Here is a 12,078-nt window from a genome sequence, read left to right on the forward strand (position 1 = left end):
GCTACCGGTTGCGGGAGAACCAGTCGAAGCGCAGACAGAGCTTCCCGCCGAGCCAGTACTCCACCCAGTCGCCCAGTTGCAGCGGCGAGCAGTCCGGCGGGGTCGTCGGCGTGGTGGGCGGCTTGGTGGGTTCGGTGGGCGGTGCGGTCGGCGGGGTCGTCGGCTCGGTGGGCTTGGTCGGCTCCGTGGTCGGCTCACCGGTGCGGCCGAAGAGCACGGACCGGTAGACCGCGGACGACTTGGGGTTGGACGAGCACTGCCACACCCCGTGCGGGCAGTAGTCGGTCAACGTGTTGTACAGCGGCTTGTGCTCGTCCATCCAGGCGAGCATGCGCTTCATGTACTCGGCGTTGTCGCCGTTGCGGAAAAGGCCCCATTCGGGATACGAGATGGGCTTTCCGTGCGCCTTGGCGAAATCGACGTGCTCCTGAAGGCCGTACGGCTCCTTGATCTGCTCGTCGAAGGTGAGCCCCGACGGCTGGTCGTAGGAATCCATTCCCACGATGTCGACGGTGTCGTCACCGGGATAGCACTGGGTCCACGGAACGGCGTCCCGGCCGCGGGTCGGGGTGAAGTCGAACTTGAACTTCTGGCCCGGCACCGACCGCATGGTGGTGACGATCCGGTTCCAGTACTTCTTCCAGGACTCCGGGTCAGGGCCGCAGCGGTGGGTGTACGTGGTGCCGTTCATCTCCCAGCCGAGCACGATCACCGTGTCCGGCACCTTCAGCTCGACCAGGTGCTCGGCGAGGGTGCGGTAGTGCTCGTCGAACTGGCCGGCCGCGCCCCGGCGCAGCAGCATCCGGACCTCGGCGTCGGAGACGTGCTCCTCGTTGCGCTCCAGCATCGGGACGTTGAGGACGAGCATCCGGTCCGCGCGTTCGTTGCGCCAGTCCGCCCAGATGTCCAGGAAACCGGGCCTGCCCTCGATGTTGCTCCAGCGGTCGCCGGGCAGATAGGTGTGGCCGACGCGCAGGTCGGCGTTGCCCAGCCAGGCGCTCAGCTCGGCCATCCGGGAGATCCCGCGGGCGCCGTAGTCGAGGTAGGCGCCGAAGGCCGGCACGTCCTTCGACGTCACGGGCTCGACCGGCTTCACGGGCTCCACCGGCGTCACCGGGGCCGGTGTGAGCGCGGGTTCGGCCGGCACGGCGGGGGCCTGCGGGGGCTCGGGGACGGGTGTGACGGCGGGAGTCGGAGCGGGAGGATCGCCGACCACCCCCACGGCGAAACCCGGACCCGACGCCAGGGCGGCCGACGCGGCCACTGTCACCGCGATGAACGCCAGCCGTCCGGTACGAGCCCGTCTCTGCTGTGAGTCCATTCCTGCTCCTTTCTCCACTCTCGCGATGTACGGAAAGTCTTTCGACTAACTGACACTCAGTCATATCAATATGAATTCCGCCACCGTGCTTACGGCTTTCGAGTGCTGCGATGGTCCGCACGAGTGAACCGACCCGAAGGAATAGCCCGTGTCGCTGTTCGACACCCGAGTCCCCGCCGTACTGCTGCGGATCGACCGGAATCCCTTTCACCACGGCACGCTGGGCGCCGTGCGTTCGCTCGGCAGGGCGGGCGTCGAGGTGCACGTGGTCGCCGACTGCGCGGGGAGTCCGGTCCGGGGCTCCCGCTTCGTACGGCAACTGCACCCCCCGCCGTCCCCGGGCGCGTCCCCCGGTGACATCGCGGCCGTGCTGCGCCGGGTCGCGGCCCGGATCCCGCACCCGGCCGTACTGGTCCCGATGGACGACGCGAGCGCCGTCGCGGTGGGCGTGCTGCGCGAGGAACTGGCCCCCACCTATCTACTGCCGCAGCAGCCCGGGGCACTGTCCGAGCGGGTGGCGGACAAGGCGGAACTGGCCGAGGTGTGCGCGGCGGTGGGCGTCCCGCACCCGGTGACGCTGGTCCCGGAGAGCGCCGACCAGGCGGCCGCGATGGCCTGGCGGCTGGGGCTGCCGGTGGTTGCCAAGTGGAGCCGCCCCTGGCTGCTGCCGGTGGACGGCGGGCTGCGCAGCACGGTCGTGGTGCGCTCCACCCAGCAGGCCCGCGAGCTGTATCTGCGCAGCGGGGAGGCGGGCAGCCGGCTGCTGCTCCAGGAGTTCCTGCCGCCGAACCCGGACGGCGACTGGTTCTTCCACGGGTACGCCGACCGCTCCGGGACCGTCCGCGCGGGCGGTCCCGGCGTCAAGGAGCTGTCCTGGCCGCGCGGCGCCGGTCTGACGGCGGTGGGGCACTGGCGGTCCGGCCCCCGGGTGACGGCGCTCGCCGAGCGGCTGGTCGACGCCCTGGGCTATCGCGGCATCCTCGACCTCGACTTCCGCCGCTGCGGCACGAGCGGCGACTACCACCTGCTGGACTTCAACCCGCGGCCCGGCGCCCAGTTCCGGCTCTTCACCGACTCCGCGGACCTGGACGTCGTACGCGCGCTGCACCTGGACCTGACCCACCGTCCGCTGCCGGACGGCGAGCCGCGGCCCGGGCGGGCGTTCGTGGTGGAGAACTACGCGCCGCTGACCGCGCTGCGCCGGGCGCCCGCCGGCCGCGAGCTGGCCTGGTACGCGGCGGATGACCGGGGCCCCGGCCGGGCGATGTGGGCGCTGTGGGCCCGCCATGTGACCCGGCGGCTGCTCGACCGGGCGCGCCGGGTCTTCGCGCGCCGCGGACGGCAGGAGCCGGCGCAGGTGATCCGGCAGGGCAGCGCACCCGTGGCGTCCCTGACCGACCTGACCGCGCAGACCGAGTTCTCCGACCTGACCTCACCGGCCGGTTTCTCCGACCTTCCCGGTGATGAGAAAGCGAGCAGTTGCTGATGTACGACCTGCTGGTGGTGGGCGTCGGCCCCTACGGACTGTCGATCGCGGCGCACGCGGCCGCCGCCGGGCTGCGTCTCGCGGTCTTCGGCCGGCCCATGGCGTCCTGGCGCGACCACATGCCCCGCGGGATGTTCCTGAAGTCGGAGCCGTGGGCGTCCAACCTCTCCTCCCCCGAGGGGGGTCGGACCCTGGAGCGGTACTGCGCGGGTCAGGGGGTCGCGGCCCGGCACGGGGAGCCGATCCCGGTGGAGATGTTCGCCGCGTACGGGCTGTGGTTCGCCCGCAACGCCGTGCCCGAGGTGGACGAGCGCACGGTGACCCGGGTGGCGGCCCGCTCGGGTGGCTTCGAGGTGGTCACCGAGGACGGCGAGGTCCTGCACTCGCGTACGGTCGCGCTGGCCGTCGGGGTCATGCCGTTCGTCGAAGTCCCGTCTGTCCTCGGCGACTTGGGCCCCGGGCTCGTCTCGCACAGCAGTCACCACAGCGCGCTCGACGGCTTCCGCGACAAGGATGTCACCGTGATCGGCGGCGGCCAGGCGGCCCTGGAGACGGCCGCCCTGCTCGCCGAACAGGGCACCCGGGCCCGGGTGCTGGCCCGCGCGGACCGGCTGTGCTGGAACGATGTCCCGCCGCCGTGGGAGCGCCCCTGGTGGCAGTCGGCCCGCTCCCCGCACAGCGGCCTCGGCTGCGGCTGGCGCAACTGGTTCTACGCCGAACGCCCCGGCCTCTTCCACCGCCTCCCGGAGACCACCCGGGCCCGGATCGCGGCCACGGCACTGGGGCCCGCGGGCGCCTGGTGGGTGCGGGACCGGGTGGAGGGGAACGTCGAGGTGCTGCTCGGCCGGGAGGTCACGGCGGCCCGGGAAGTGGCGGGTGGCGTACGCCTGGAGGTGACGGACCGCGCCGGAGCGGTGCGGCCCCTGGAGACCGAACACGTCATCACGGCAACGGGGTTCACCGCCGCCCGTGCCCGACTGGGACTCCTGGACGCCGAGTTGCGCGGTGCGCTGGCCGAGATGGCGGACGGTTCGCCGGAGATCGGGCGGGACTTCGAGTCGTCGTACCCCGGTCTCTTCCTGTCCGGCCTGATCACGGCCTCCGGCTACGGCCCGTCGATGCGCTTCGTGCACGGGGCGACGTACACGGCGGAGGCACTGGTGCGCGGAGTCCGGCGGCGGCTGCGGCTGCGGCAAGGGGTGCCCGCGGAGGGGGTCCTGGTGCCGGGGAGCCGGGCGGAGCGGGGAGTTGAGGTGCGGCGCTGAGGCCCAGGGGGCGCGGGTGCCGGACGGAAGTGTCCGGCACCCGGCGGCGGTGCTACCGGCGGGACGCGGCTCGGCCCCGGCGGTACAGGATCGCCCCGGCCGCGATCAGCGTGGCGCTCGCACCCGAGGCCGCCAGCATGGCCTCACCGCTGCTGCCGGTGTGCGGCAGTTGCGGCGGGGTGGTGGGCGGCGTGGTCGGGGGCGTCGTGGGAGGTGACGTGGGCGGACCCGTCGGGGGTGCCGTCGGAGGACCGGTCGGCGGAGCGGTCGGAGGCGACGTCGGCGGACCCGTCGGAGGCTTCGTCGGCGGAGTGGTCGGCGGCGTCGTGGGAGGTGACGTGGGCGGACCCGTCGGCGGCATCGTGGGCGGGGTCGTGGGCGGCGAAGTCGGGGGCTTCGTCGGCGGCGGCGTCGGGGGGCCCGTCGGCGGTGTGTGGGGCGGCGTCGTCGGCGGCGTGGTCGGCGGACCCGTCGGCGGCTTCGTCGGAGGCGTGTGGGGCGGCTTCGTCGGCGGGGTGTGCGGGGGCTTGGTCGGAGGCGTGTGCGGAGGCTTGGTCGGAGGCGTGTGCGGAGGCTTGGTCGGAGGCGTGTGCGGAGGCTTGGTCGGCGGGGTCGTCTCCTCGCCGCAGTCACCGCCGTAGCCGCCGTAACCGCCGTCGGACTCGCAGTCGTCGCCGCCGTAGCCACCGCCGTCGCCGTAGCCGTGTCCTCGGCCGCCGTAGGCGCCGTGGTGGCCGGGTGAGCCGTGGGAGCCGCCCTTGTGCGCGGCCGGGCCGTTCGCGCAGGAGTTGCCGAACGCCGGGTCGAGCGCGGCGATGACGTCCACGGAGTCACCGCAGGCGTTCACCGGGACCTCGAGCGGGGCCTGCACGCTGTTGCCGGAGAGCACGCCCGGCGAGTCCTTGGCCGTTCCGCCCGCGTGCGAGTCGGCGATCGCGGGACTGCCGCACAGGGACAGAATGCTCGTCGCGGCGGCGGCCGCGACCATTCCCTTACCCAGGGTCTGTCGCAATCTCGTTGTCTTCCTGCTGGTAGAAGTGGGAAAAGCCGGCCCCGAACGAATGGAAGACGTCCGAGGCCGGCCATGGCACAGCCGGGCGGCTGGTGCGCTATGTCGTCAGTCGTTGACGCAGGTGTTGCCGAACGCCGGGTTGAGCAGCCCGATGACGTTCACGGTGTTGCCGCACACGTTGACCGGCACGTGGACCGGGACCTGGACGACGTTGCCGGAGAGGACACCCGGGGAGCCGATGGCGGCACCCTCGGCACCAGCGTCGGCGAAGGCCGGGGCGGCCATGCCGAGGGCCATGATCGCGCCCGCGACGACAGCAGCGGTCTTCTTCATGAGCTTTCCCTTCTCTGCGGTCATGCCTCTGTGACGGTCGAAACCGAGCGAGCACAGTCGGAACGGCTCGCACCATGACCTGCAGGCTGTAGAACGAGAGATAGACAGCGAAGGAAACTACGGAACGTGTGTCGTCGGGTAATTCACTCGAACGCCTTTGGTGAAACGCTTCACCTGACTATTAACAAAGCGAATTGACGGTGCATCAGCAAAAAAATCGCCCGGGCAGAACGCCCGGGCGATTTTCACGACACGGTTCAGCTGCGGATCAGCTGCCGACCGCACCGTTGCCGGCCAGCACCGACAGGTCGTTCAGGAGGTGCGAGGCGGGCTCGTCACCCTTGGCCTGGGTGGAGTTCTCGGCGCACTGCTGGTTCTGCGGCGCGGAGAGGACCGGCACGTCCTGGAGGACGCCGACCGCGGCGACACCGACGAGACCCTGGGCGTTCGCCTTCACGGGCAGACCGACACAGAGCTTGTTGACCGAGTCCTGCACGAGCCCGGCCTGCGGGCTCATGTCGCCCTTGGTCACGGAGTTGCCGAACGCGCTCTGGGCACCGTTGCCGCTGGCCGAGGTCGTTCCGTCGTCGTTGCCGATGGCAAGCGCCTGCGGGGCCGCCGCCGCCGAGGCACCGACGACGGACGCGGCGACCGCCGCCACGGCCATTGCCTTCTTCAGCATTTCGCTTTCCTTTCCTGGAGCACGGGACGCGCTGTCCTGCCTCCGCATCAACCGGCGGCACGTCGATTGGTTTCGACCCGTCACCCGAACGGGCCGCACCCGGCGCGGAGTTAACAAAAGTCGCCTGTGGGCCATCGGAGTGAATGGCAGGAACCAAGCGGGCCGGGGGCAGTTGTCCAGAGCGCTCCGGTGGACGGGGTTTCTCCAGAAAGGGACTACTCAAGTGATCAAGAAGGTTTTGGCTTCGGCCGCTGTCGCCACGGCCGTCGTCGGTGCCGCCTCCCCCGCCATGGCCATCGGCAACGACCACGGCACCACGTCGGCCAGCGGCAACGGTGCTTCGCAGTCGTTCGGCAACTCGGCCACCTACGGCAACATGAGCCCGCAGATGGCGCTCATCCAGGGTTCGCTCAACAAGCCCTGCATCGGCCTGCCCGCGAAGGCGAACCTCCAGGGGATCGTCGGCCTCGCCGCCGTCGGTGTCCTCCAGGACGTCCCGGTCCTGTCGGCCCCGCAGAACCAGCAGTGTGTCGAGAACTCCACCCAGGCCAAGGGCGACGAGCCGCTGTCGCACATCCTGGACGACATCTCGGCCCTGTCCGGCAACGGCTCCGCCGGTAGCTGAGCTCTCGCTCACCGTGGGCCGATGAGCCCTGGGGCTGGTTTCTGAGCCCCCGTCAGCGGGCCGCCGTACCAACGGCGGCCCGCTCGCTTACGTTGCGTCGCGTGACGATGAAGAGAACCCTTTCCTCGGTCGTCCTGGCGACCTCCGCCCTGCTGCTCGCAGGCGCCGTCCTCCCCGGCGAGGCCGCTCCCGCCGCGCACGGCACGAACATCCTGCTGATGGGCACCGACGGCCGGGACACCATCTCCGCGGCCGAGAAGCGCGAGTTCCACGCGGGCGGCTTCGCCTGCGACTGCACGGACGTCCTGATGGTGGTCCATGTGTCGGCCCGCCGGGACCGGGTGAGCGTCGTCGGACTGCCGCGCGACTCCTACGCCGACCTCCCGGCCCACCGCGACGAGATCACCGGCAAGAAGCGCCCGGCCCGTCCCTCGAAGATCAACGGCGCGTACGCCGAGGGCGGTCCCCGGCTCACCGTGGCCACCGTCGAGTCCATGACCGGGCTGCGCGTCGACCACTACCTCCAGCTGGACTTCCGGCGCTTCATCGACGCCGTGAACGAGGTCGGCGGCGTCGAGGTGTGCACCGCGCGGCCCCTGAAGGACCGGGCCACCAAGCTCGATCTGAAGCCCGGCAAGCACCGGCTCGGCGGTGGACAGGCGCTCCAGTACGTCCGCTCCCGCAAGGTGGACCGGGCGGCCGACCTCGGGCGGATCCAGCGTCAGCAGCGGTTCCTCGTGCAGGCGTTGCGCGGGCTCCAGGCGAAGCACCTGCTGACCGACCCGGTGGCGACGGCCGGGCTGGCGCGCACCCTGCTCGGGTCCGGGCGGGGCGAGCAGGGCTTCACGGCCCGGGACCTGGTGGAGCTGGCGACCGCGCTGCACAAGGTGCCGGCGAGGAACACGGAGTTCGCGACGGTGCCGATGGCCGGGTTCAACCCGACCCGGCAGGACATCGGTTCGACGCTGGCCTGGGACCGGGCGAAGGCGGCCGCGATGTTCACGAAGCTGCGCGAGGACCGGCCGCTGCTCAGGCCGGGCGCGCATCCGAAGCCGTACGACCCGCCTCGGATGACCCGCGCGGTCACCGTGCGCGGGAGTGCCTACGCCTGCCGGTGAGGGGCGCTCGCGGGGACCGCGCACGCGCTGGGCCAATCGGGGCAAAGAGCGCAACCCCGGCGGGGGTTCGACCGTTGACGATCATGCAGCTCCTCCCCGGAGTCCGCTTTTCGAAGGGAATGAACATGAAGAAGCTGTGGGCAACCGCGGCTGTTGCCGCGTCCGTCGCCGGTGTCGCGGCCGCGGCCGCCCCCCAGGCGCTCGCCATCGGCAACGACAGCGGCACCACGTCCGCCAGTGGCAACGGCGCCTCGCAGGAGTTCGGCAACTCGGCCACGTTCGGCGACATGAGCCCGCAGCTCGGGCTGGTCCAGGGCTCGCTGAACAAGCCCTGTGTCGGTCTGCCGGCGAAGCTGAACCTCCAGGGCCTGGTCGGCGTCACCGCCGGCGGCGTCCTGCAGGACGTGCCGATCCTGTCGGCCCCGCAGAACCAGCAGTGTGTCGAGAACTCCACCCAGGCCAAGGGCGACGAGCCGCTGTCGCACATCCTGGACGACATCTCGGCCCTGTCCGGCAACGGCTCCGCCGGTAGCTGAGCCGCCCCGCTCCGCCGAAACGGCGGGTCACCGGTTCTCCGGTGACCCGCCGTTTCGCGTGCCGTCGGGGCTCACTTGCGGTAGATCGCCTCGATCTCCTGCGTGTACGCCGCCGTCACCGCGTGCCGCTTGACCTTCAGGGACGGCGTGAGCATGCCGTTGTCCTCGGTGAACTCCCCCTCGATCAGCCGGAAGGCACGGATCGACTCGGCGCGGGAGACGGCCGCGTTGGCGTGGTCGACGGCCTTCTGGATGTCGGCGCGGAGCCGTTCGTCGCGGGCGAGTTCGGCGTGCGGGGTGTCGGCGGGCAGCTTGCGGACGGACAGCCAGTGGGTCATCGCCTCGGGGTCGAGGGTGATCAGGGCGGCGACGAAGGGGCGGTTGTCGCCGACGACCAGGCACTGGCCGACCGGCGCCTGGCTGCGCAGCCGGTCCTCCAGGACCGCCGGGGAGACGTTCTTGCCGCCCGAGGTGACGAGGAGGTCCTTCTTGCGGCCGGTGATGGTGAGGTAGCCGTCCTCGTCGAGCGCGCCGAGGTCGCCGGTGGCGAACCAGTCGTCCCTCAGGACGGCGTCGGTGGCCTCCGGGTTGTTCCAGTAGGCGCCGAAGACGACCCCGCCCTTGATGAGGACCTCGCCGTCCTCGGCGATACGGATCGAGGTGCCGGGGATCGGCTGCCCGACCGTGCCGGGGCGGGGGCTCAGCGGCGGGACGATGGTGGCGGCGGCGCTGGTCTCGGTGAGGCCGTAGCCCTCGTAGATGATGATGCCGGCCGCGGAGAAGAACAGGTTGAGCTCGCGGTCCAGGGGTGAGCCGCCGCTGATGGCGTAGCGCATGCGGCCGCCGAGTTCCTTGCGGACCCTGCGGTACACGAGCAGGTCGTACAGGCCCCAGGCGGCGTAGAGGCCGGGGCCCGGGCCCTTGCCGCGGCCCAGGAACCTGTCGAGGTAGGCCTCGCCGAAGCGGACGCCGATGCGGTGGGCGCGGTCGAAGGAGGCGGCGCGGCCCATCTTCTCGGCGGTGGCGCGGCCGGTGGCGTGGATCTTCTCGAAGAGGTACGGGACGCCGACGAGGAAGGTCGGGCGGAACTCCTTGAGCGCGGGCCGCAGTTCGTCGGGGTTGATGCTCGGGCAGTGGCCGATCTCGATGCGGGCCATCAGACAGGCGATCTGGAGGGTGCGGCCCATGATGTGGGCGAGCGGGAGGAAGAGGAGCGTGGAGGCGGTCTGGTCGGTGACCTCCTTGAAGATGGGGTGCAGCAGTTCGACGGTGTTGGCGGCCTCGGCGTGCAGGTTGGCGTGGGTGAGGACGCAGCCCTTGGGGCGTCCGGTGGTGCCGGAGGTGTAGCAGATCGTGGCGATGGTGTCGGGGGTCAGGGCGGCGCGGCGCTTGGTGACCTCCTCGTCGGGGAGGTCGTGGCCGAGGGCGGTCAGTTCGTCGAGCGCCGCTGAGTCCAACTGCCAGATGCGGGGCTTGACTTGGTGGTGCGCGGTGCCGGTGGTGACCGTGGCCGCGTTCTCGACGTTCTCGGTCACCACGTGCCGGGCGCCCGAGTCGCGGACGATCCACTCGACCTGCTCGGCGGAGGAGGTGGCGTAGACCGGGACGGTCTGGGCGCCGGCCGCCCAGATGGCGAAGTCCAGGACCGTCCATTCGTAGCGGGTGCGGGACATCACGGCGACCCGGCCGCCCGGTTCGACCCCGGCGGCGATCAACCCCTTGGCCACGGCGGTGACTTCGCGGGCGAAGGCGGCGGCCGTGACGGGCCGCCAGGTCTCCTTCTCCTTGCGGTGCAGCACCACGGCGTCGGGGGTCTCGGCCGCGTTGGTGAAGGGGAGGTCGGCGATGCTGCCCGTGGTCGGGGGCGGGGCGAGGGGCGGTGTGCGGGCTTCCCGTACGACACCGCCCTCGTCCTTGACGACCTCGACCGTGGTCCGGCCCGCCAGGTGTTTCGCCCTCTTCAGATCCCTGCGTACGCCCATGGTGGCTCCCCGGTCCGCTCCGACTGGGTGGCTAACTTACTCGCAAGTAAGAAAAGGTCAATGGGTCCGGCGTCAGTCCGCGAGGTGCCGGGCCTCGCGGATGGTGGCGGCGAGTTCACGGACCGCGCTGTCCTCGGTGCTGTCGCCCAACTTGTCGGCCCAGTCGGCGAGTTCACCGAGGGAAGGGCGGCCCGGCAGCCGGTTGTCTGTGTAGCTGCCGCGCAGGGCGTCGGCGAAGTAGGCGGCCACCGCGTCGACCTGGAAGCGGGGGTTCGCCTGCCGCAGTGAGTCGTCGAAGGTCTCCAGTTCGGCCGACTTCTCGTGCGGGGCACGGGACTTGGGGTCCTGCCAGCGGACGGTCGCGGTGGCCAGGTGGCCTTCCGCGCCGGGCTTGGTGCGGACCGCGTAGAGGGCGGTGACGGTGTGGCCGGGGCCGACCTCGCCGCCGTCCACGCGGTCGTCGCGGAAGTCGTCGTCGGCGACGCGGCGGTCGTCGTAGCCGATGAGGCGGAACTGCCGGACGGTCTCCGGGTCGAAGGCGACCTGGGCCTTGGCGTCGCGGGCGGTGAGGTCGATGTTCTGCGGGAGTTGCTCGCAGAAGACCTTCTCGGCGTCCTCGGCGCCGGAGACGTACACCGTGTGGCCGTCGCCCTTGTCGGCGAGGCGTTCCATCAGGGCGTCGCCGTAGTCGCTGCCGACGCCGACGCCGAAGAGGGTGATGCCGTGTTCGCGGCGGGCGCCGTCGATGCGGTCGAGGATGGAGTCGGGGTCGGTGTCGCCGTCGTTGGCGAGGGCGTCGGAGATGAGCACGACCCGGTTGGTGGCGCCCTCGCGCAGGCCGTCGACGGCGGTCTCGTAGCCGGTCTCGACGCCCGCGCCGAGGTTCGTGGAGTACGTCGGCTCCAGGCCGTCGATCGCCCGGTGGACCTTGCCGCGGTGGCCGCCGAGGCGGGTCATCGGCAGGACTGTCTCGGCCTCGTCGCTGAAGGTGACGATGGCGACCGAGTCGTCGTCGCGCAGGCGTTCCGTCATGGTGTCGAGGGACCGCTGGGCGAGGTCGAGGCGGCCGGGTTCGGCCATGGAGCCGGAGATGTCGATGACGAAGGTCAGGGCGGCGGGCGGGCGTTCGTCCTCGTCGTCCGCCGCGTTCCTGGTGGCCAGGCCGACGCGGACCAGGGACCAGTCGTCCTGGTCGGTGCGGGCGCCGTCGACGGTGACCGTGAAGCCGTTGCCGTCGGGGCGGTCGTAGTCCTGGCGGAAGCTGTTGACGAACTCCTCGGGGCGGATCGTCGAGGGGTCGGGACGGCGGCCCTCGGCGAGGGTGCGGCGGGCGTAGCCGTAGGAGGCGGTGTCGACGTCGAGGGCGAAGGTGGAGAGGTAGTCGGGCGACGGGGTGGTGTAGTCGTCGCGGGACTCGTCGGAGTCCTGTTCGCCGCGGGGCTGGTCCGGGGCCGGGAAGGCCGAGCCGTACGAACCGCCCTTCGATCCGTCCGAGTTGCCCTTGCTTCCGTCCGCGCCCCCGGCACAGCCGGTGAGCAGCAGGCCGCCCGCCAGTGTGAGGGCGAGCATCACCTGTCGTGTTCGCTGTCGCTCCATCGTCCGTACCCCCTGGGGCTGTTGACGTCGGCTTCTGCGACTGTGACGGGCCAGGGGGCCGGAACGTGCGCTACGGAGCGTTGCGGAAGGGTATCGAAGGGGGCACGGAGGAGGGCTGTCGA

The 12,078-nt window shown here is 71.4% G+C and carries 11 protein-coding genes; 5 read left to right on the forward strand and 6 right to left on the reverse strand.

The genetic code is table 11. The features are described from left to right. Position 1 precedes the first annotated feature (1 nt). Positions 2 to 1,321: a glycosyl hydrolase gene (locus tag G3I78_RS23585; protein ID WP_164427711.1), complete on the reverse strand. Its 1,320-nt coding sequence runs from the start codon at positions 1,319 to 1,321 to the stop codon at positions 2 to 4. A gap of 148 nt (positions 1,322 to 1,469) precedes the next feature. Between G3I78_RS23585 and G3I78_RS23590 the strand changes: the two genes are divergently transcribed. Both G3I78_RS23590 and G3I78_RS23595 read left to right on the forward strand, forming a co-directional pair. Further along, the gene (locus G3I78_RS23590; protein WP_164427713.1) at positions 1,470 to 2,807 is read left to right on the forward strand and encodes an ATP-grasp domain-containing protein; all 1,338 of its coding nucleotides are present in this window, start codon (positions 1,470 to 1,472) and stop codon (positions 2,805 to 2,807) included. Then, on the forward strand, positions 2,807 to 4,072 hold the full coding sequence (locus G3I78_RS23595; protein ID WP_164427714.1) for an NAD(P)-binding domain-containing protein: 1,266 nt from the start codon (positions 2,807 to 2,809) through the stop codon (positions 4,070 to 4,072). Before G3I78_RS23590 ends, G3I78_RS23595 begins: the two co-directional genes overlap by 1 nt. Positions 4,073 to 4,124: 52 nt before the next feature. On the opposite strand, the gene G3I78_RS52875 is transcribed toward G3I78_RS23595, so the two are convergent. The 3 genes from G3I78_RS52875 to G3I78_RS23610 form a co-directional block, all read right to left on the reverse strand. Further along, a complete protein-coding gene (locus G3I78_RS52875) occupies positions 4,125 to 5,084 on the reverse strand; it encodes a chaplin (RefSeq protein WP_164427716.1) in 960 nt (319 codons plus the stop codon). 105 nt (positions 5,085 to 5,189) lie between these two features. Continuing rightward, on the reverse strand, positions 5,190 to 5,381 hold the full coding sequence (locus tag G3I78_RS23605) for a chaplin (RefSeq protein WP_275424842.1): 192 nt from the start codon (positions 5,379 to 5,381) through the stop codon (positions 5,190 to 5,192). Positions 5,382 to 5,685: 304 nt separating this feature from the next. Next, entirely contained in the window at positions 5,686 to 6,099 is a 414-nt protein-coding gene (locus G3I78_RS23610) for a rodlin (protein ID WP_164427718.1), read from the reverse strand. Between the two features lie 223 nt (positions 6,100 to 6,322). On the opposite strand from G3I78_RS23610, the gene G3I78_RS23615 reads away from it, so the two are divergent. From G3I78_RS23615 to G3I78_RS23625, 3 genes are all read left to right on the forward strand, one after another. Beyond that, positions 6,323 to 6,724, forward strand: coding sequence for a rodlin (locus tag G3I78_RS23615; RefSeq protein WP_164427720.1), 402 nt, complete (start codon positions 6,323 to 6,325; stop codon positions 6,722 to 6,724). 107 nt (positions 6,725 to 6,831) lie between these two features. Continuing rightward, positions 6,832 to 7,842 (forward strand): LCP family protein, encoded by a 1,011-nt coding sequence (locus G3I78_RS23620; RefSeq protein ID WP_203615435.1) that lies wholly within the window; start codon positions 6,832 to 6,834, stop codon positions 7,840 to 7,842. Between the two features lie 125 nt (positions 7,843 to 7,967). After that, on the forward strand, positions 7,968 to 8,378 hold the full coding sequence (locus G3I78_RS23625) for a rodlin (protein WP_164427724.1): 411 nt from the start codon (positions 7,968 to 7,970) through the stop codon (positions 8,376 to 8,378). Between the two features lie 71 nt (positions 8,379 to 8,449). Here the strand turns inward: G3I78_RS23625 and G3I78_RS23630 are convergent, their stop codons facing one another. Then, positions 8,450 to 10,360, reverse strand: coding sequence for an AMP-dependent synthetase/ligase (locus G3I78_RS23630; protein ID WP_164427726.1), 1,911 nt, complete (start codon positions 10,358 to 10,360; stop codon positions 8,450 to 8,452). 72 nt (positions 10,361 to 10,432) lie between these two features. Beyond that, complete coding sequence (locus G3I78_RS23635; protein WP_164427728.1) at positions 10,433 to 11,956, reverse strand: VWA domain-containing protein; 1,524 nt, start codon at positions 11,954 to 11,956, stop codon at positions 10,433 to 10,435. Positions 11,957 to 12,078: the final 122 nt, after the last annotated feature.

This window comes from Streptomyces sp. SID13726, from assembly GCF_010548375.1.
Taxonomy (GTDB): Bacteria; Actinomycetota; Actinomycetes; order Streptomycetales; family Streptomycetaceae; genus Streptomyces.

Coding starts and splice junctions, on each gene's coding strand:
- G3I78_RS23585 (WP_164427711.1), bottom strand. CDS start 1,321: ATGGACTCACAGCAGAGACGGGCTCGTACCGGACGGCTGGCGTTCATC.
- G3I78_RS23595 (WP_164427714.1), top strand. CDS start 2,807: ATGTACGACCTGCTGGTGGTGGGCGTCGGCCCCTACGGACTGTCGATC.
- G3I78_RS23605 (WP_275424842.1), bottom strand. CDS start 5,381: ATGGCCCTCGGCATGGCCGCCCCGGCCTTCGCCGACGCTGGTGCCGAG.
- G3I78_RS23610 (WP_164427718.1), bottom strand. CDS start 6,099: ATGCTGAAGAAGGCAATGGCCGTGGCGGCGGTCGCCGCGTCCGTCGTC.
- G3I78_RS23620 (WP_203615435.1), top strand. CDS start 6,832: ATGAAGAGAACCCTTTCCTCGGTCGTCCTGGCGACCTCCGCCCTGCTG.
- G3I78_RS23625 (WP_164427724.1), top strand. CDS start 7,968: ATGAAGAAGCTGTGGGCAACCGCGGCTGTTGCCGCGTCCGTCGCCGGT.
- G3I78_RS23630 (WP_164427726.1), bottom strand. CDS start 10,360: ATGGGCGTACGCAGGGATCTGAAGAGGGCGAAACACCTGGCGGGCCGG.
- G3I78_RS23635 (WP_164427728.1), bottom strand. CDS start 11,956: ATGGAGCGACAGCGAACACGACAGGTGATGCTCGCCCTCACACTGGCG.